Origin of the sequence: Methylobacterium sp. GC_Met_2 (assembly GCF_026540795.1) — a bacterium.
Lineage (GTDB): Bacteria > Pseudomonadota > Alphaproteobacteria > Rhizobiales > Beijerinckiaceae > Methylobacterium.
The window spans coordinates 1-18,457 of sequence record NZ_JALNUM010000118.1 but is presented as its reverse complement, the minus strand read 5'-3'; the positions used below and the strand labels follow the sequence as shown (position 1 = coordinate 18,457).

The 18,457-nt window shown below is 66.1% G+C and carries 16 protein-coding genes and 1 pseudogene; 8 read left to right on the top strand and 9 right to left on the bottom strand.

All coding sequences use genetic code 11. The features are described from left to right. Together OXS49_RS27435 and OXS49_RS27430 are read right to left on the bottom strand one after the other, a co-directional pair. On the bottom strand, positions 1-2,214 hold a 2,214-nt coding region (locus OXS49_RS27435; protein WP_267427838.1), incomplete at its 3' end, for a CHASE3 domain-containing protein. Between the two features lie 721 nt (positions 2,215-2,935). Then, positions 2,936-3,640 carry a GntR family transcriptional regulator gene (locus OXS49_RS27430; protein ID WP_243920258.1) on the bottom strand — a complete coding sequence of 235 codons (705 nt, stop codon included), beginning with the start codon at positions 3,638-3,640 and terminating at the stop codon, positions 2,936-2,938. Between the two features lie 158 nt (positions 3,641-3,798). On the opposite strand from OXS49_RS27430, the gene OXS49_RS27425 reads away from it, so the two are divergent. Next, positions 3,799-4,728 (top strand): PfkB family carbohydrate kinase, encoded by a 930-nt coding sequence (locus OXS49_RS27425; protein WP_267427837.1) that lies wholly within the window; start codon positions 3,799-3,801, stop codon positions 4,726-4,728. Position 4,729: 1 nt separating this feature from the next. On the opposite strand, the gene OXS49_RS27420 is transcribed toward OXS49_RS27425, so the two are convergent. Beyond that, complete coding sequence (locus OXS49_RS27420) at positions 4,730-5,827, bottom strand: helix-turn-helix transcriptional regulator (RefSeq protein WP_267427836.1); 1,098 nt, start codon at positions 5,825-5,827, stop codon at positions 4,730-4,732. A 329-nt stretch (positions 5,828-6,156) separates the two neighbouring features. On the opposite strand from OXS49_RS27420, the gene OXS49_RS27415 reads away from it, so the two are divergent. Together OXS49_RS27415 and OXS49_RS27410 are read left to right on the top strand one after the other, a co-directional pair. Further along, positions 6,157-6,360 (top strand): hypothetical protein, encoded by a 204-nt coding sequence (locus OXS49_RS27415; RefSeq protein ID WP_267427835.1) that lies wholly within the window; start codon positions 6,157-6,159, stop codon positions 6,358-6,360. A gap of 61 nt (positions 6,361-6,421) precedes the next feature. Then, positions 6,422-7,063, top strand: a complete 642-nt coding sequence (locus OXS49_RS27410; RefSeq protein ID WP_267427834.1) for a LysE family transporter — start codon at positions 6,422-6,424, stop codon at positions 7,061-7,063. 224 nt (positions 7,064-7,287) lie between these two features. On the opposite strand, the gene OXS49_RS27405 is transcribed toward OXS49_RS27410, so the two are convergent. Both OXS49_RS27405 and OXS49_RS27400 read right to left on the bottom strand, forming a co-directional pair. Then, complete coding sequence (locus tag OXS49_RS27405; protein ID WP_267427833.1) at positions 7,288-7,593, bottom strand: hypothetical protein; 306 nt, start codon at positions 7,591-7,593, stop codon at positions 7,288-7,290. A gap of 26 nt (positions 7,594-7,619) precedes the next feature. Beyond that, positions 7,620-8,804 carry a cupin domain-containing protein gene (locus tag OXS49_RS27400; protein ID WP_267427832.1) on the bottom strand — a complete coding sequence of 395 codons (1,185 nt, stop codon included), beginning with the start codon at positions 8,802-8,804 and terminating at the stop codon, positions 7,620-7,622. Positions 8,805-9,199: 395 nt separating this feature from the next. Here OXS49_RS27400 and msrA point away from each other — a divergent pair, with 395 nt between their 5' ends. Next, positions 9,200-9,721 carry a peptide-methionine (S)-S-oxide reductase MsrA gene (gene msrA / locus OXS49_RS27395; RefSeq protein WP_267427831.1) on the top strand — a complete coding sequence of 174 codons (522 nt, stop codon included), beginning with the start codon at positions 9,200-9,202 and terminating at the stop codon, positions 9,719-9,721. Positions 9,722-9,792: 71 nt separating this feature from the next. Here msrA and OXS49_RS27390 read toward each other — a convergent pair whose 3' ends face one another. The 4 genes and pseudogenes from OXS49_RS27390 to OXS49_RS27375 all read right to left on the bottom strand — a co-directional run bounded on the left by OXS49_RS27390 (position 9,793) and on the right by OXS49_RS27375 (position 15,967). Next, positions 9,793-11,757, bottom strand: a complete 1,965-nt coding sequence (locus tag OXS49_RS27390; protein WP_267427830.1) for an alpha/beta hydrolase domain-containing protein — start codon at positions 11,755-11,757, stop codon at positions 9,793-9,795. A gap of 701 nt (positions 11,758-12,458) precedes the next feature. Continuing rightward, entirely contained in the window at positions 12,459-13,628 is a 1,170-nt protein-coding gene (locus OXS49_RS27385) for an SDR family oxidoreductase (RefSeq protein WP_244007031.1), read from the bottom strand. 170 nt (positions 13,629-13,798) lie between these two features. After that, positions 13,799-14,620: a MipA/OmpV family protein gene (locus OXS49_RS27380; RefSeq protein WP_267427829.1), complete on the bottom strand. Its 822-nt coding sequence runs from the start codon at positions 14,618-14,620 to the stop codon at positions 13,799-13,801. A gap of 399 nt (positions 14,621-15,019) precedes the next feature. Continuing rightward, positions 15,020-15,967, bottom strand: a pseudogene (locus OXS49_RS27375) (LysR family transcriptional regulator). 241 nt (positions 15,968-16,208) lie between these two features. On the opposite strand from OXS49_RS27375, the gene OXS49_RS27370 reads away from it, so the two are divergent. The 4 genes from OXS49_RS27370 to OXS49_RS27355 form a co-directional block, all read left to right on the top strand. Continuing rightward, a complete protein-coding gene (locus OXS49_RS27370; RefSeq protein ID WP_267427828.1) occupies positions 16,209-16,667 on the top strand; it encodes a hypothetical protein in 459 nt (152 codons plus the stop codon). A 60-nt stretch (positions 16,668-16,727) separates the two neighbouring features. Beyond that, entirely contained in the window at positions 16,728-16,901 is a 174-nt protein-coding gene (locus tag OXS49_RS27365) for a hypothetical protein (protein WP_267427827.1), read from the top strand. 83 nt (positions 16,902-16,984) lie between these two features. After that, complete coding sequence (locus tag OXS49_RS27360; protein ID WP_267427826.1) at positions 16,985-17,941, top strand: GlxA family transcriptional regulator; 957 nt, start codon at positions 16,985-16,987, stop codon at positions 17,939-17,941. Between the two features lie 104 nt (positions 17,942-18,045). After that, on the top strand, positions 18,046-18,457 hold a 412-nt coding region (locus OXS49_RS27355), incomplete at its 3' end, for a (2Fe-2S)-binding protein (RefSeq protein WP_267427825.1).

The following is an 18,457-nucleotide window of genomic DNA, read 5'->3' as shown; positions in this document are numbered from 1 at the left end:
AGGGCGCAGGACCACCACGTTCTCGGCCTGCGCCGCCCCCGTCGCGGCAGTACCGAGAACCTCGGCGACCTTGCGAGCGAGTTGTTCCCGCTTGAACGGTTTTCCGACGAGGTGCACCCCGTCGTCGAGCCGGCCGTGATGCACGATGGAGTTCTCCGTGTAGCCGGACATGAACACCACCCGCACTTCCGGCCGTATGGCTTGAACCCGCTCGGCGAGCTCGCGACCCCGGACCTTGCCGGGCAGGACCACGTCGGTCAGCAGAAGGTCGACGGCCGCCGCGTTCGCGCCGAACATCCGCAGCCCCTCTTCGCCGTCTGCCGCCTCCAGCACCCGGTAGCCGAGATCGGAAAGGATGGCGCACGCGATCTCACGCACCCCCGCCTCGTCCTCGACGACCAGCACTGTCGCCGAGCCACGCGGCAGTTCCACCGGAGCTGCGGGCCGCTGCCCGGCAACGGTCATCGTCCCGACTGCCCGGGGCAGGTAGATCTTCACGCTCGTACCCTGGCCGGGCTCGGAATAGATCTTCACGTGTCCGCCCGACTGCTTGACGAAGCCGAACACCATGGCGAGGCCGAGCCCGGTGCCCTTGCCGTCGGGCTTGGTCGTGAAGAACGGCTCGAACACGCGCGCCACCACCTCCGGCGTCATGCCGTGGCCGGTGTCGGAGACCGCCACCATGGCGTAATCGCCGGGTGCGACCTCGGCGTTGTCCCGGGCATAGGCCTCGTCGAGGACCTTGTTGCCGAGCTCGATGGTGAGCCTGCCGCCGCCCGGCATCGCGTCCCGGGCGTTCAGTGCGAGGTTGAGGACCGCGCTCTCCAACTGGGCCGGGTCGGCCATCGCCGGCCATAGCCCGGCGGTCTCGACGTAGCGGACCTCGATGTGCTCGCCAAGGGTGCGTCGCAGGAGCGGAATCAGGTCCGGCATCGTCGCGGCGAGGTCGACGGGTGCAGGCGCGAGCGGCTGCTTGCGCGCGAAGGCGAGGAGTTGGCCCGTCAGCGTCGCGCCGCGCTCGGCCGCCCAGGCCGCGCGCTCGATCCGCTGCTGCAGCCTCGCGTCGCCGTCGAGCTTCGCCCGGACGAACTCCAGGTTCCCGAGGATAACCTGCAGCAGGTTGTTGAAATCGTGTGCGATGCCCCCGGTCAGTTGCCCGACCGCTTGCATCTTCTGGGCTTCGCGCAGCACGGCTTCGGCCTGGGCGCGCTTGGTCATGTCGGAAATCGTCAGGACGAAGCCGCCGTCCGGCATCGGCGTCCGGCGGATCTCCAGGTGATGGCCGTCGGCGCGCTCGCGCTCGTAGGTCACCGCCTCGCGCGGATTCCAGCTGCCGTGGCGGACCTGATCCTCGGTCTCAAGGGTGAGGCGGCCGGGCCCGCCGGTGTGATCGGCGAAGGTGCCGTAGGCGGTCCCCAGCCGGAGCATGGCCTTCGGCAGGTCCAGCAGCACCTCGAAGCACGCGTTCCAGTTCGCGAGCCTGCGGTCAGGCCCGAACACCGCAACGCCCTGGCTGAGGCTGTCGATGGTGGTGCGTAGGCGAAGCGCCAGCGCCCGTTGCTCGGCCCCGGTCGTGTTGGAACGCGACCACGCTTGGTTCAGGAGGCGAGCCGCCCAGAGCATGGTGAGGACGGCCAGCGCCGACCCGGCGATAACCATCCAACGCACCCAGGCCGCCCGGGCGTCGTTCTGGGCGAGGCGTTCGTCGAGCAGCCGCTGCTCGTCGCCAAGCATGCTATCGAGCACCGCCTCGGCGTCCCGCATGTGCTTGCGGCCGGCATCGCCGTTGATGATGCGCAAGGCGTTCTCAAGCCCGCCGTCGCGGCGTGCTTGCAAGGTCTGGGCGAGCTCCTCAAGCTTCTGCTGGATGGCCGGCGCCATGGCGCGGATGCGCTCCTGCTGCGCGGGGTTGTCGGCGGTGAGCTTCTGCAATTCGCCCTGGAGCAGGCCGAGGCGGTCGCGGGCCGCGTCGTAGGGCGCTAGGTACTCGTCCCGGCCGGTGAGGACGTAGCCGCGCTGACCGCGTTCCGCGTCGCGCAGGGCGATGGCGAGGTCCTTGGTGGTGCTCAGAACGCGGTAGCTGTGCTGCGACCACTCCCGGGCCGCGCGCGAGGCGTTGAGGCGCTCCCACGTCGCCGCGCCGACAAGGGCAACGATGGCCATGAGGACGCCGAGCACGAGGAGGTTGGCGCGCCTGACGAGATATTGGGTCATGGTGTCCGTGACTGCGCCGGCCGCTCGCGCCCGCCCTTCGGACGCAAGCCCTGCGACCTTGGCCGGAAGCGAGGAACCCAGGCATCGCCTGCCCGCGGGTTCATGGCCACCGCCTATGTCGCGATTGCGGGAATTTGCGAGCGGGCCAACGGAGGGTGGCGCCGCAAAGTGGCGGCTGCCATGGAGACCTCCAGCACCCTGATGGCGGGCGGCGGCCCCGGCGCCGTCGGCGCGCGGCCTTTTCGGCCGAGTGGGTCTCGATCATGCCGAGCGCGTGCACGCGGTTCTGCTTGTCGTCCGCAGCCATGTCCGCGTCTGGGCCTGACCGATGAGGTGCCGATGGCTGGAACGGGCGCCAAACGGAACGTCCGGTTTTGCGCTCTTTGCCGATCCGGCATGGCGTAATCTGGCAGTGAGCGGCAAGGCCGCTTCGGAGACGGTTCGGCACGAAACAGATTTATCCGGTCTCGGCTCAACCTTCCGAGACCATACGATGCCATCGACTTCGGAGGCTGGCTACCGCGAAGATCTTACGTTGCTTGGCGCCTTGCTTAGACTCAATCCGCAGGGTATCTCGTCCTGACGATGCAAGATTTTTACTACAACTAAACTTTCGAGCAAGTTCTCAAACATCGAAGCCGTTATCCATCAAGTTCGATCGGATGGCGTATTATATTTGAAACAATATTGGCATGTTGGCGATAGACATGAGTTACATTCGCTACGCGCTCAAATTAAGCCGATAGCGATAGGCGTCTCCGCGGAACAGGCCCTCAACGTACTCGATCATAACGGAGTCCTGATTGTAGCTGTGGCGCTTGATCAGCAGGCACGGGAGCGGCCGGTCGAAGGCGAAGATCTTGCACTCGTCCGCCGTCGGCATCGTCGCTTCCACCGTCTGCTCGCACCGCACGAGGCGGCCGCTCGGGTGACTGCTGAGGAAGGCGTAAACGGAGCCCGAGAGATCGCCGGTCTCGAGCGCGGGCACTGCGCGGATATTGTACCAGGCGACCTCGCGCGACATCGGCACGCCGTCGCCGGAGCGAACGCGCGTCAGGCGCAGGAACGGGGCCGTCGAGGGCAGGCCGAAGATCGACGCGATCGAGCGGTCCTCGGTGACTGCCCGATCGAGAATGCGGGATGACGGGATCTTGCCCAACTCCCGCATCTCCTCCGTGAAGCCCTTGAGCCGGTCCATGCCCGGGCGCACGGGCTCAGGCGGACCGCGCACGAGGAAGCCGGAGCGTCCGCGTGGCACAAGAAATTCGTTGTCGCTGAGTTCGGCATAGGCGCGCTGAACCGTGACGCGGCTGACCCCGAGGCTCTCGGCGAGTTGTCGCTCTGCCGGCAGGATGACGCCTGGCGGCAGCGAACCCGACAGGATGAGTTCACGGAGCTGGCCTTCGATCTGCCGGTACAGCGGCATCGCCGTGTCGCCACGCAGGCGCAGGAGAGAGAGCACCGAGGGACGCTCGTCTCCCGCGAAGTTCGGCTCATCATCACCGTTTAGGATCCGATTTTTGGGGCGCACGTCCGATCGACCTCCGGTACAGATGCTTATATCGGACAGGCTCGGGGCGCTCCATGCGTGTGTTCGTCATTGGTAGCTTCGTGATGGCCTGCTCGGTCAAGGTCACGCGGCTGCCGCAGGCGGGCGAGTCCCTCACTGGCTTGGCTTTCCTCGCCGAACCGGGCGGCAAGGGCTTCAACCTCGCGCTTGCCACGCATCAGCTCGGCATCACGGTGGACGGACTCTTTGCCGTCGGCACGGACGTGTTGTCCCCGATGGTCCGCTCGACCTTCGCGCAAGTCGGATTCTCCGAGACTATGCTGGTACCGCATGCTGGCTCGACGGGCGCCGGCGTCGCCTTCGTCGATGCATCCGGCGAGAACTGCTTGGCGGTCTGTCTCGGCGCCAACTTGGCCCTTGATGCTGAGGACGTCCGAGCCGTCGCCGCCCGTGTCAGGCAGGCGGCCCTCGTGGCGGCGACCTTCGAATCGCCGGACGCCCCCATCCGCGAGGCCTTTGCCTTGGCTCGGACGCTGGGCCATCTCACCCTGCTGAACCCGTCTCCCGTGCGCCCCATCGACCCGGCGATCCTTGCCGATACCGCGATCCTCGTCGTCAATGCGGTCGAGGCCGCCGACCTCGGCCTGGGAGCGTCTGACGCCATCGCCGCCGCCCAAGCCGCGACGCCGGCCATTGCCGCGCTGCTCGACGGCGGGCTCGAACTGCTCGTGGTGACCCTCGGGGAGCGCGGCGCGATGGCGTTCCGCCCTGGATTGCCGCCTCTACACCAGCCGGCCTTCGCGGTGGCGGCAGTCGATACGGTCGGCGCCGGGGACGCCTTCACGGCCGGACTGATGGCGGGCCTGCTCTCGGACGAGCCCCTCGACGCGACCCTGCGAAGGGCTGCAGCCTGCGGCGCGCTCACCACTTGCCGGTTCGGGGCCTTCGAGGCCTTTCCGACCGCGCAGGCGTTGGCCACCTTCTTGGACGGCGCCGCGGTTTGATCTATGCCGCGCCTAAGCACTTCGTCGTCTGTCCACTGAACAGCGCGAGCGAGGCGACGATGCTCAGCAACTCCGCTTGCCGCTTGGTCCCAGTCTTGTTGAAGATCGAGTTGAGTTGGGTGCGGACCGTGCTTGCTTGGACGCCGACGCTCTCGGCGTAGCTCTGCAGGCGCAAGCCCCCGGCCAGCGCCTGGAGCAGCCGGGCCTCCGCCGGGGTGAGGTCGAACAGCATGTTCAGGAGGCCGTCGGCCGGAACGGCCCGCGCGCCGACGTGCACGAGGATGAGCAGCACCGCTGAGGTACCGAAGGCGTCGCCGGGATGCGGCTCCAGGCGCATGATGTGAGCGATCTGAGGACGGTGATCGGAATAGCTGCGCACCGGCATGGTTTGCACTGCGTGCCGGCCGCCAACGACGTTGCCGATCGCGTCCTGCAGCAGCTTGCTGTTGATCAAACTCTTGAAGAGCAGGCCGCCGTGCTGGCCCGGGGGTAGAACTTCCTCCCGCTGCTGCAGATGAGCATTCATGGTGAGCACCCGCCCCGAAGCCGACAGGACAGCGGCGGGGAGTCCGATCTGGTCGAGCGTCATGCCGGTGAGACGGGAGCGCTCACAATTGAACCGGGCGCTGAGCTGGCAGGCGCGCACGAGATGCGGTCGCAACGCATCGAGTCTGGGCAGGATGGAGGCTTCATGGGCACCCGTTTGGGCCCGACGTTCGGCGGTAATGATTGCCACGTCGCCTGTCGGCAGGGGAAACGTTGTTCCCACCTGCCAGAACGGCTTCTCGACATCACAGGGCCAGCCCGCACAGGAGCCCGGTGCGAGGTCGACGTCGCGCATGAAGCCCGCATGAGCTTCGGCGCGCCATTGCGCCGTACGCCCGCTGCTGCGCCAGGAGTTCGCAGCCGTCAGGTGACTTACGCGCGGCTTCAAAGCCGGCGAGGCAATCCAGCGGGGCATTCCGACGGGGGGCAGCACCATGAGCACGGCGCCATCCGAGTTCGCCATATCGCCAAGCGATTGGAGGACTTCCGGCCAGAGCTCCGGCGTGCCCGCAGCCTCGTAGATCCGGTCGATAAGCGCTTCCTGCATCGACATGCACCACGATGATCTTGCTGGTCTTGGTAAGACCAATATCAGTCCAAAAGCGGCATTGGCATCCTACAAACGGATGATGCCCCTGGCTAGGGACGGCGCGCCGAGCACCTTTCCGGTCAGTCCGCTCTCCGTTCGCGGCACCGGACGCGGCGGCGACAGAGCCTCCGGAAACCAGGGGCGGCCCTGCAAGCGCCTGAAGATACGATGCTTCCTCGCTCGGCTGGAACGTCGGCCGCGCGCCTGGAACAGCGCAGACGGCGCCATCCGCCAGACGGAGGATGCTCAGACTTCAGCCATTCCTAGATTGTCCGCGCACGGAAGGATCAGCCATGAAAACAATTGTCGCCACTTTCCTCGTCGTCTGGTCCTGCACCGGGGCCTGGGCCGACCAGTTGAACGACCTGCCGGACGTGGCCTGCGCCCAAGCTTCCTCGGCCCTGGAGCGTGATCAAATCGGGTGCCCGGACGCCAACAGCGCTGCAGCGCTGCCTCGCGCGGCCGTTTCGCCCCTCGACCGCGTGGAAGACGACTAGGCGCATTCCCGGCGTCATGGGCGTCTTCGTCACAGCTCTGCTCGCCAGCGCGAGTCTTGGCATGTCTATCGCGGCGCCGATCGGGCCGGCGAGCTTGCTATGCATTCAGCGAACGCTGTCGGCGGGCCTACCCACCGGCCTTGCTACCGGGCTCGGCGTCGCGACCGTGCATCTGACGTACGGGACCGTGATCATGTGCTGGGGCGCGGACCTCGCTCCGGCGTGGTCGAACGGGGGCCTGCTCTCCCTGGTCTCGGGTGCAGTGCTACTTGCCCTGGCGGTCCGGGTACTTAGCAGCGTCTCGGTGTTGCAGGTGAGCAGCGAGCGCCGCGACACCCTGGCGGCGAGCTACGGCAGTGCGGTTGCGCTGGCCGTGGCGAATCCGATCACCCCCGTGCTGTTCCTCGTCGCTACGCCGGCACTCCTCGCGCGGGGGACCACGCCACTCCCGGTGCTGGCGGCCGGCGTATTCCTCGGCTCGTTCGGCTGGTGGGTCGTGCTTAACACCGCCGTGTCCCTGTTCCGGCGCTGTGTCACCAGTCAGGTTCTGAACCAGATGAACAAGGTCGCCGGCCTCCTCCTCGCCCTCATGGCGTTAAGCCTGCTGGCTCGCGGTCTGGACGGTAGCCCGGCGGGCGGTTTGGGCAACCCGAGCCGGAGCGGGGCAATCGGCGCGGCTGGCCAACCGCCGATGCACTTCTAAGCCGCCGCACAGCACAGGCTGCGATCCAGACATTGTCGTCACCGGCCACAATCGGTGGCAGGACTTCACAAAGGTAGACAGAGCGTTTCGCATCCGACTCACACGGACGTCGGTCACCGACGCGAGCCGGAACGACCCGAAAGCCGCCTGTCCGCTTCTGGGGGTTCTGAACCGCGAAGCGGGCGCGAGTCGACTGACACGTTCGATGGCCGCCTGCGCCCCGTTCAGCGCGTTGGCTCCAAGCCGAGCCGAGTCCGCGTCTGAATGACGCTTCCCAAGACGAGGGCTTGTCCGTCGCGCCACACAACGCGGCACATCTCAATCGCACCGTTCTCAACAGGATCCACTGAGATCACCAAGTCCGGATCGATGCCGACCATCCCCCAATCGTCGGCCAGAGCGAGGTCGACAGGGTGCACAACCAGCAAAGCATCGGCCGATTGCAGGTTTCGTGCAGACAGCGGCTGATCGGTTCCGATCCCGGAGATGGACCGGATCACCGTTGCGCACAGGATCAGGGCCCCGACCAAGACCGCGCGGTACGATACCATCATGGTCAGGCGGAGCGCGCGAAGGCGATCGGCTCCTTCGGCAGACCCACCAGCTCATCCTCGCGCAAGCCAAGGTTCGCGGCGATGACCTGCCGAGGGGCCAGCGCCAGCCACTGCGAGAGCGAACACTCCTGGTGCGCAGGACTGTCGTGCACGCCCACGAAGGTGCAGGGTTCGGTCCCGATATTCTCGATCATGTGCGCAGCGGCCTTCGGGAAGTAGGCACAATCGCCCGGCATCAACTCCGCCGTGGCGAGCCGCTTCTCAGGCTCGAACACCGTTACACGCGTGCGGCCTTCGAGCAGGAAATGCCACTCGTTCGCCCCGGGGTGCCAGTGCGGCGCGTGGAGGGCGCTCGGAAGCAGCGTCTCGCTGAAGCCCGTCATGGTGGTCGACATCGGGAACGTTTGGGCGGGCGCAACGCGCAGCGTCCCGGCCGCACACGCGATGACGGGCTGGGCCTGGGCGAGGGCGAACCGATGGGAGGCCGCGGCGTTCAATCGGCGCTCGTCGCGCGCGACGGCGCCGTCCAACGGGATGACCGGACCTTGCGCGATGTAGACCTCGCCCTCCGGCAGGTTGCGGCTGACCGCATTCGAGAGGTTGAACGCGGCCTGCAGGGTTCCGGGGTCGAGGCGGCTAAGCCAGTCGCTCAGGCCGAAGGTGCCGTGATCCCCGTAGAGGCCGTCATCGAAGGCGAGGATCGCGTGGCAGGGCGCCCCGCCCAACGTCTGGATCGCATGGGCATGACCCGCCGGAAACGACCACGTGTCACCGGGACCAAAGTTCACGACCTCAAGGCCGCCGTCGGGATCGACGATCGTCACTTGGCACTGGCCGGCGACGACGTAGGCCCACTCCGCTGAGGAGTGCCAGTGCATCTCGCGCACACCGCCCGGGTTGAGGAACAGGTGTGCGCCCGCGAGGCCGGTCGCGATAGGCAGCTGGCGGGCGGTGAGGTCGCGGGCCCAACCGCCCGACGTTGCCTTGATCGTCCCGCCATCGAGATGCCCGGTGAAAGCCTGGGCTGCACCGGTCTTGCGCGGGATCGTCCGGACAAAGCTCGCGGAGGACGAGGCCTCCTTGCCGGCCGCCCGACCATCGCCATCGGCCCCGCGTGCCCGGCCGGACGCGACCGCACCGATACCGAAGGCAAGGCCACCGAGAAAATAGCGCCGCTCTGGCTCCACGTGCCCTCCTCCGCCCCCGTGCGGCTTTCCGCCGATCTGAGGTGTTGTGCGCCCGCGCAATCCGAGAACGCGGAAGCGCTGCCGTTACGGTGAGGCATCGTTGCGGCTCAGGCTGCGTGTGTCCTCCACCGAATGGATGATAGACTGACTTCGAAACGAGAAAGATTGATGATTTTCTGCAACGGCTGTCTTTCTCCTGCAATCATTGACGAATGCTGTTCCGAATCGAAACGCCTTGGTCGCAACTTCCGACCCGATGGCGGCGAAGCACGGTACGCCGGAAGAGGCCTCAAGGTGAGCACGGCTCCGCGAAGCCGCCATCACGCCGCAGGCAACGCGGACATCAAATCTCCATATGAGGTGGACCATGTGCATTTTTGATCTGCGGGGCGGCGATGGTTGGCAATGAGAGAGCGATCCTGGCGGGCGGGTGCTTCTGGGGGATGCAGGAGCTGATCCGACGCGAGAGCGGCGTGGTTTCGACGCGGGTCGGCTATACCGGCGGTGACATACCGAACGCGACTTACCGCAACCACGGCACCCATGCCGAAGCGATCGAGATCACGTTCGACCCGGCTCAGACGAGCTTCCGGCGCGTACTGGAGTTCTTTTTCCAGATTCACGACCCGACGACTCCGAACCGCCAGGGCAACGACCGCGGCCTGAGCTACCGCTCCGCCATCTACTACACGGATGATGCGCAGCGCCGCGTGGCCGAGGAGACGATCGCCGACGTCGAGGCGTCGGGCCTGTGGCCCGGTAAGGTCGTGACCGAGGTGGAGCCGGCGGGCCCCTTCTGGGAGGCAGAGCCAGAGCACCAGGATTACCTGCAGCGCCGGCCCGACGGGTATACCTGCCACTTCCTCAGGCCCGGCTGGAAGCTGCCTACCCGATCCTCGGCCCCGCAGGACGCTTGAGCGGGCACAACTCCCGTCATCGCGCGGCATCGATGGTCCCGCGGAGCCGGGCGGAAGTACCCTCACTCGATCTACCGTGCAGCCTCCTGCCGTGCCACCTCGATCATGCGATCGCCATCCTCGCGTAGGAGCAGGCGATCCTTGACGAGCGAGTCCACAGATCTGGCCACTGCAGCAAGATAGGTATCTTGGTCCCGGTAGCGTTCCTCCAACGAGGACCGCGGATCCCCGCTGGCCTCTCGCTCGGCCCGTGTTCGGGCAAACGGAAGCTGGCTACCCTCCCGGTCGCACAGGGCGCCAGCGGGAAAAGGATCAGCGTAGAGGTTCCAACCCGTGAAGGTCGCGCGTGGTGCAGCAACGGCCGGCAGACGTATGCCTGCCACGTCGTTGCCGTCCGCATCGACGCGCGGCACGAGGGGCCGGTATTGTAGCCCGCTCTCCGGCTTGGGATCGACGTAGGTGCTGAAGCGGGCGATCGTGTTCGGCGCGGTCGGGACCGGCACACCGACGATGAAGGGGAAGCCAATCTCGGCCGCCTCAACCAACGTGCCATCCGACAGCCGCGGAATGCGGCTGTCAGGCGGTACCGTGCCGTCCGTCACCCACGCCTCAAGCGCGACGAGCAGGGCTCGGAGCGCCGGTGCTGGATTGAGGGTGCTGCGCGCGTTCGCGCAGGGGCCCTTATTCGAGTTCAATCCAGCGCGCCCATAGTGGAAGGCGCTTGAAACCAGGTAAGCACGCGTCGTCTCGGGCAGGACGATGTCGGTGCGGCCGAGCGGATCCGTCGTCAGCAGCGAGGCCCCCTTCTGCCAGTACTCGGTGCCCGTGTTCACTTCGATCAGCAACGGGTCGAAACCGTCGTTGCGCAGAAGCGTGCCGGTCCGTCCCGTCACCGGGTCATGTTGGGGCGTCGTGGAGAACGGGAACGCATTCTCCGGGTAGAGATGATCCTCGTGCTGCGTGTTCGTTCGGGACGGTTGGCCGAAGCGCGCGTTGAGGAAGATCCCGCCGATCCCAGCGATGTGGGACAGCACGCCATCGAAGACCCGGTGCCCTGCCTCGTCGCGATTGTAGCCCTGACTGATGAAGTCACGCAGGTAGCGCCCACTTTGTGAGATGCCGAGCGCGACCGCGTGCCGGATCATCCCGCGAGCTGGATTGTCACCGCCGGCGGCATCGCCGCGCAGGTAGGCGACGACGTCGCGCGTTGCGGCAAAGCCGACGCCGAGCACCTTCGGTTCAGTCGCCTGGTAGGTGAATTCATAGATCGAGCCCGGCAGCGGTGTGGTGCCCTTGGGCAGGAGTTCGAGTTGCCGCGACGTCGCGTAGTGCCACGCCTCCGCCGGAACGGGCCGGGGCGGGTCTGCCTCCCGGCGGCGTACGGTCAGCTGCGTTCCGGCCTTCTCCCCGGTGGCCGCCTTGAAGGTGAGATAGAAGGGCGCCTCTGGCGGCCCGCGCGTCGCGCTGACGAGTTCGTCGCGCACGGTCTCCACGATCGGCTTGCCGTTGCGGGAGGCCACCGGCACGTCAATCGCCATGCCGCCCTGCTGACGCAGCGCGTCCGCCTCCCAACCCGACCAAACGAGGGTGTCCCCGCGACGCAGGACTAGTCCGGTGCCGGCATCCACGGCGCTGCGTGGATCGTTGACGGCCTGGGCCGCTTGGGCTGGCGCATCCAGCACCCAGTTAAAAAGGAACTTGCGTCCGCGATTCAGAACCTCGAACAGCAGCGTGCCGCTGCCGCGCGCAGGATCTTTCGGGCGCAAGATAAACAAATCGGTTTTGTACTCGACCATGCCGCGCGCATTGCGCGGCGCGAGCGCGATGTCGACGATGCCGGCGTTGGCTGGGTCCGCCGGATCGAGCTCGCCGTGGGCGGCTCCGATGACCCGCTCGTAAGCGCCAGCAGATCCAAATTCCGCGCCTTCGGCGAACGGTTCGACGGTGTTGATCTCGATGCTGGTGATGCGCGCATGGGCCGGTGTGACGCCGAGCGCGCACCCGAGCGCGCAGGCCAATAGCCGACGGGTCTGCATGCTCTTCCCCCCTGCCCGGCTCGTCTGGACGGCCGATGGTGTCAGCAAACACAGGTGGCGCGGCGCGTCGACCAGGGTGGCTGCGCAGACGTTGCGTTTTCGTGCGGCCTGTCAGCCAGGCTCTTGGCGCCGCTCAGGCTGACAAGCTGAGCTGCTGCAACAACCGCCCCCGAGACTCCGTCGGCGTCAGCCAAGCGTCCGCGTTGGACGCACATCATCCAAAAAATCTGACTGGGTTTGCTCTCTCAAAAGAACGGTGCTTTCATCCCAGCCATACAAAGGGTGCTGGTGCGGCCGGTTTCCCAAGCCCAACGGCAGCAGCCTTGGGTCCCGATACAGGTTGTATTAGGCCGCCCGATCACGGGGGATCAGTCATCGGAATCACCGATGATCCGGCGCTGCGGCGCGGACCCGAAACCTGCAGGCGATCGTCGCGATGCCGGCGACCATCGCAGCATCCTTCGGCTCCCCGAACAAGAGAGCGCTACCCTAAGCAACTCCGATCCTACCGACGCCGGCCGAGATCGCGTAAACGATGTCGATCGGTACGATCGATGCTCGTCGACATCAGCCTCGAGGCCGTCTCGTAGCCGGCCGCGACGATCAGGGTCGGGAATGGACGTGTCAGTCCATCCGCAGCCTTCGGCGCCAGGATCGCCGAGATCTCGGCCCCAATCGTTATAGTGCGGGTTACAATTGGATCATGCGATCGCCGCCAAGGGAAGTTCCGCTGGCGATGGAGTGGTCACCGGCGCTGGCGCGAACATCTCAATATCGTCCACGAACTGCTCCACGATCGGAGCCGAGTTTGCGAGACACACCTGCAGGTAGGTAGCGATGGACGGTGCCTGCGCGAAGCCTTCGGCGATGAGCCTCTCGTTGGCGAACGAGAGATCAAGGGCGCAGAACGCATAATAGGCTCTGGTTGCCAAAAGCATCGCCCTCGTGGACGCCTCCTTCAAGCCAAATACTTCCGCAAAGCGCTTGCGCAGGTGCGCGCGATCGCGATCGAGATCGAACTGTCTGAAGGCGCGGATGCCGTCAGTGGGTTCCGCCTTCTCGAACGCGGCGATTACGTCGGACCAGCGCGTGCGGCCGGTTGCACCGGAGGAGAGGTGATAGAGCCGGTGCTTGAGATCCGGTTTCATCAGAAGACCTGCGAGCGTCTCGGCGACCCAGTCGGCCGGGACGATGTCGACGCAACTTTCCGGGCTGCATGGCAGCATGCGCAGTGCGTCCGCGGCTCGCAGCACCCAGAGAATGCTCGAACTCGGCGCGGCACCAAGCGTCGAGTGCCCGACGACGATAGATGGCCGAGCGACGATGATCGGGAGGTCGGGAAACTGTTCTGAAAGCGAGGTTTCCGTAGCAGCTTTCGATTCCGTGTAGCCGACGATGTGCCGAGCGTCCGCTGCCGGATAGGCTGTCTCTTCCACGAGACTCGGCGCGTCGGCGCCGCAGATCATTGCCGTGCCCACGTGCAGGAAGCGCTGCAAGCCCGGCATGGACTGAGCACGTCGCGCCAGCGCAAGAGTGCCGTCGTGGTTGGTCCTGAAGACTCGCTCCCCGCCCCACCAGGACGTATCAGCGGCGAGGTGCAGGATGTGGGTGCATCCGTCGAGCCGCGGATCCATATCGAGGTCGGCATTGGTAAAGTCGCCGGGCACGATCTCGATCTTGCGTGCGAGGCGTTGGGCTGTGAACGGATCGGTGAACCGCTCCAGGCGCGCGGCGACGCGCTGACGCCCCTGCTCGACACCCGCGCAGCGCACGAGGCAGACCCAAGTCGTGTCATCGTCGCGCCCGAGCGCGTGATGTAGCACGGCGCCGCCGATCAGCCCGGTCGCGCCCGTCAGAAGAATGCGTGCCACGGTACTCTCCACTCCTATGGGAGAGTCATAAGCAGAAAATCTTGGAAACATTTCGGCCAAAAAAGCTTAAGACGCATAAGCGTTACGTGTGTGCCCAATGCGCAACAGTAATCACAATATCGTGATGGCGACTCTGTGTGACATAGCTTTGGCTAGTCAACAACAACGGGTCAAGGGCTCACGCGAAAGGAATAGATTGCGCCGATCGCAACCGTGAGCTCGTTGGGCGTGCCAATGCGCCGTACGATCGGACTGTCGGACGCCGATGCGATGAACCGGTCGTAACGGATGTAGCCGAGCGTCTGCCAAGTTTCCGACCAGTCATAGCCGAGGCTTGCTGTCGCTCCGGCCGAGCGTGGTCCGGCTGCGGCACGATACGGCGCAAGGATCGGGTTCACGAGGTTCGTTCCAACGGGAACATCGAAATCAAGCCGCATCGCGGCCTCATCACCAATAACGAACCGTGGGCCCATGCTGAGCGTGAATCGCCCGAAGCGGCTCACGAGATCGGCACCAAATTTCGCGATGATCCCATCATGAGCGCGGATCCCCTGAGTCACTTCAGCCCGCAGCCTGACGGTTTCAGCGATCGGCCAAAACTCACCGAACACGCCGAGCCCCACGGTCACCGGCAGTCTGGGTAGGCCAGCAAGCCGATGGTCGTCGTTGCGGAAGCGGCCCTCGCGAAAATCCAGTACGGCACCGGCCTGCAGCCGTCCCTGTCCAACGAGCGTGACATCGAGGCCGTCATCCGGTGACCACCACTCGCGGGGTTCGTCGGCTTTGCGGAACGACACGTAAGGCAATCCCCAGAGCCCGACCTGTTTGCCGCCCTGGAAACGGGGGCCTGCCCCGACGAATCCTCCGGCGGAGACGATGGTGTTGGGCTCGAACAATGCACTGAGGTCATCAGCCTGCGCCGGTGCTGGGAGTGCCGCTAAGGCTGTCGCCACGCATAAGCCCAGGCACTTGGAACGCTGCTGCCAGCTCACCGTCGAGTTCCTCCGGTCACCTTGGCCATACAGAAGGCGACCGTGACACGCCAATCTTAAAGGCCGGCCAAACGTCTCGCTGGGTCACTCTACCCTCGAGAGAGCCTTGCAGTGCTTTCCTTGGTATGGGTCGAGATCCGTTTTCGATGAACCGGCATTGCGAACTGAATGGCGGTCGCGAGCGCGGACTGGCCGGCTGGTCCTAGCCGAAAGCGGAAGGACCGCTTCAGAGTAGGGGCGCCCGAAAAGCGGACGCATCGCTACCGACTTGTGCCGATGCCTGAGTAGACTCTCGTGGCGTCCCCAAAGCCAGCTTGCTGACTGGCGCCATGTTCTGCAGCCGTGAGTACCTGATTGTACGGGTCGTTCGAAAACCGCGGAACTCGCGGTGGGAAAAGGTTAGACTGCTTCTTTTTCGTGGTCGCTCCCCGCCTCCCGTCCCAGGCGAACCATGATCTCCCGCAGCCCGCGATGGGCGGGATCTCGGTCATAGGACGCGTGCCACAGCATCGAGATGACGATCTCCTCGGTGGGCACCGGCACGGGGCTCGTTGCCAAGTCGAGTTGGTCGGCGAAGGTCGTGGCCAGCGCATCGGCCATCGTGGCGATCAAGGGCGCGGCCTACACATGAAACGGCACGGTCGCGAAGCGCGGCGTCGTCGCCGCCAGCCTGCGGGTCCGGCCCACCTTCGCGAGCGCCTCGTCCACCACGCCCGGGCCGACGCCGGTCAGATACGTCAGGATGTGCGGGAAGCGAACGAAGTCGTCGAGCGAGAGCGGACCGCTCACGTTGAGCAGCCGGGGATTGAACAGGCTCAGGAAGCCGAAGCGATAGAGCGGCCGGACCTTATGGTGAACTTGGCCCTGTGAGATCATACCGACGACCATGTCGATCCGGTCGGCGTCGAGGTCTCCCAACACGCTCGCGTAATCGAGGCCGATCAGGGACAGGCGGATGCCGGGCGCCTCGCGTGCGAGGACGGCGAGCAGGCGCGGGATGAGCCGCACCTCGACGCTGCCGGGAATGGCGAGCGTGAAGGACCGCTCGACCGTCGCGGGGTCGAAGTCGCCTTCCCGGAGGACGATGCACTGAAACTGGCGCAGGGCCGCGCGAACCGGCTCGACGAGGGCGAGCGCCCGCGGCGTCGGGCGCATGCCGTCCGGCGTGCGGGTCAGGAGTTCGTCGCCGAGGAGCTTGCGCAGGCGCGCCAGGTTGCTGCTCATGGCCGATTGCGTGATGCCGACCTTCACGGCGGCGCGCGTGACGCTGCTCTCGGTCAGGAGCACATCGAGCGCCACGACCAAGTTCAGGTCGATGCCGGCGAGGTCACGGTGCTTGATCGTCATGGCTCGGTCCGCCGGCAACTCTTGACCAGGTCTTGGGCGACCGGATGATGCGGCATCCGACCAAGCGAGACCATGCAGCGTTCAAGACTCCTTACGCTCCCATCAGGGTCGTCGGAAACGGACGATCATTCACGGCGTGAATACCGAGTATTGATTGCATCTATTTGATGAATACAGCTACCGGCTGCATCTTCTCCTCTTCGAAGGACGGGTCGCCCCGTCACACCGAGAGAATCCGGCGATGACCCACCGTTCCCTCACCCGCGCCGCCGCGCTGACGATCATTGTGGCGGCCGTCCTGCCAGCCTCCCCGTCCATGGCGACCCTCGACACCGCCGCCCACGGCGCTTTCTCCATCCCCGCTGTTCTGGGTGCGGCCTACCACACGCCACATCTGGCGCTGAGTGCCGCCGACGTCCGGGCGCAAGGCGGTCTGCTCGTGCCGAGCCTCACGCGCTGGCAGCAGGCTCAGCCCGCCATCGCCTCCGCCGAGCCCTTCAAAGCCCCCGCCACAATCTCCGTCGCTTATCGGAACCGAAACATCGCGACGGACGCCGCACAGGTCCACGAGCAGGGCGGCTTCGCGACCGCGGGCGTGGTCCGTTGGCTGCCCAACGCCCTGATCACGCACGAGGCCAATACCAGCCGGGTCAAGCTCGGGGCGCTTGGCGCCATGACCTCATCGCGCACGCGGACCTGACAAGGATGAGCAAGCACCTGCGCTGTGAACTGTTCACCGTGTGAAATATGAATGGACGTCATGTCCAATCAGTTCACTTCGACCAAGATCATGGTCGAGCACGTCACCCTCTCTTCGATCAAGTCTTTCGAAGCGGTTCGATCCGCCCTGCAGGCGTCGGTGCCTGTCATCGATCGCGTCGCCGGCGAACGGGATGAACGCCTTCGGAGGGTGCTTGCCGCAGCCGTCGGATGACGTCAGGCCCGTGGAGCGTTGCGGATCGGCCCAAGCCTTGCCGATCTGTGGTGCGTGAGGGGAGCAGGTGAAAGGTCTCCGCGATGTCTGGCGTCCGCCGCATTGGCCTCGTGCTTTGCCCGGAGTTCGATTTCATGGGCTTGGCCGTGACCTCACCGTTTGCCGTCGCCAACCGATACGTCGCCGACACGACCTATGACATCCGCGTCCTGTCGGAGGCAGGCGGCCTCCTTCGCTCCGGGTGCGGCCCCGCCGTCGAGACCGAGAGGCTGAGCGACCCGTCCGCCTTCGACACGATCATCGTCGCTGCGGGCATCAGCCTGCCCGAGCCGAGCCCGGGTTTCGTCGCCTACCTGCGGGAGGCGGCCCGTTCCACGCGCCGCTTGGCGGGCCTGTGCCTCGGCGCCTTCGCCCTGGCCGATGCCGGCCTGTTGAGCGGGCGGCGCGCCACGACCCACTGGCGCTACGCGCCGCAGTTCCGCGCGCGTTATCCCGACTGCGACCTCGACATCGACAAGATCTACGTCGCGGACGGCAATCTCTGGACGTCCGCCGGCATGTCGGCGGGCATCGATCTCGCCGTCGGCATGGTCGAGCGCGACCACGGCCGGCCGGTGGCCCGCACCGTTGCGCGGGGCCTGGTCATGGAGCGACGCCGGGCCGGGGGGCAGGCCCAGCATTCGGCCCTGCTCGACTTCGATGCGCCGAGCGACCGGATCCAGAGCGTCCTCGCCCATGCACGGCAGAACCTGCAACGCCCGCTGACGACGGACGACCTCGCGGGGGTCGCCTGCCTCAGCCCGCGCCAGTTCACGCGGGCTTTCCGGGCCGAGACCGGGGTCTCGCCGGCCAAGGCCGTCGAGGCCATGCGCGTCGAGGCCGCCAAGCACATGCTGGAGCAGAGCCGCCTGCCCATCGAGGAAATCGCCGCCGCGGCCGGCTTCGCCAACCGCGAGCGAATGCGCCGGGCGTTCCTGCGCGTCCAGGGGGATGTCCCGCGGGCGATCCGCCGGGCGGCGGGTCCGCTTGCCGTCGTTTGACGCGGCGGCATGTCCGAAAACGAGGCAACTATGACGTAGTGGATACCGGGACGGCTGCGTAAGCAGGGCCTTGGGGGACTGCTTACTGTCGGGGAGTCGCAGACATGGTGAGCCTGACGATCAACGGTCGCCATTATTCAGTCGATGCTGAGCCCGATACGCCGCTTCTTTTCGTCCTGCGTGACACGCTCGGTCTGACCGGAACGAAATACGGCTGCGGCATCGCCCAGTGCGGGGCCTGCACCGTTCATCTCGACGGGCAGGCGACCCGCTCGTGTCAGGTGCCGCTCGCGAGCGTCGGCACCCAGGCCATCACCACCATCGAGGCGATCGAGCAGGACGCCATCGGCCGGAAGGTCGTGGAGGCCTGGGTCGCGTTGCAGGTGCCGCAATGCGGCTATTGCCAGTCCGGCCAGGTCATGGCCGCCACCGCTCTGCTCAAGCAGACGCCGCACCCGACCGAAAGCGACATCGCCGACGCGATGACGAACCTGTGCCGCTGCGGGACCTACAACG

Excerpts from the sequence above, each read along its gene's own strand:
- OXS49_RS27415 (WP_267427835.1), top strand. The coding sequence starts at position 6,157 with ATGAAAACAATTGTCGCCACTTTCCTCGTCGTCTGGTCCTGCACCGGG.
- OXS49_RS27365 (WP_267427827.1), top strand. The coding sequence starts at position 16,728 with ATGTCCAATCAGTTCACTTCGACCAAGATCATGGTCGAGCACGTCACC.
- OXS49_RS27425 (WP_267427837.1), top strand. The coding sequence starts at position 3,799 with ATGCGTGTGTTCGTCATTGGTAGCTTCGTGATGGCCTGCTCGGTCAAG.
- OXS49_RS27360 (WP_267427826.1), top strand. The coding sequence starts at position 16,985 with ATGTCTGGCGTCCGCCGCATTGGCCTCGTGCTTTGCCCGGAGTTCGAT.
- OXS49_RS27410 (WP_267427834.1), top strand. The coding sequence starts at position 6,422 with ATGTCTATCGCGGCGCCGATCGGGCCGGCGAGCTTGCTATGCATTCAG.
- OXS49_RS27420 (WP_267427836.1), bottom strand. The coding sequence starts at position 5,827 with ATGTCGATGCAGGAAGCGCTTATCGACCGGATCTACGAGGCTGCGGGC.
- OXS49_RS27370 (WP_267427828.1), top strand. The coding sequence starts at position 16,209 with ATGACCCACCGTTCCCTCACCCGCGCCGCCGCGCTGACGATCATTGTG.
- OXS49_RS27390 (WP_267427830.1), bottom strand. The coding sequence starts at position 11,757 with ATGCAGACCCGTCGGCTATTGGCCTGCGCGCTCGGGTGCGCGCTCGGC.
- OXS49_RS27430 (WP_243920258.1), bottom strand. The coding sequence starts at position 3,640 with ATGCCGCTGTACCGGCAGATCGAAGGCCAGCTCCGTGAACTCATCCTG.
- msrA (WP_267427831.1), top strand. The coding sequence starts at position 9,200 with ATGGTTGGCAATGAGAGAGCGATCCTGGCGGGCGGGTGCTTCTGGGGG.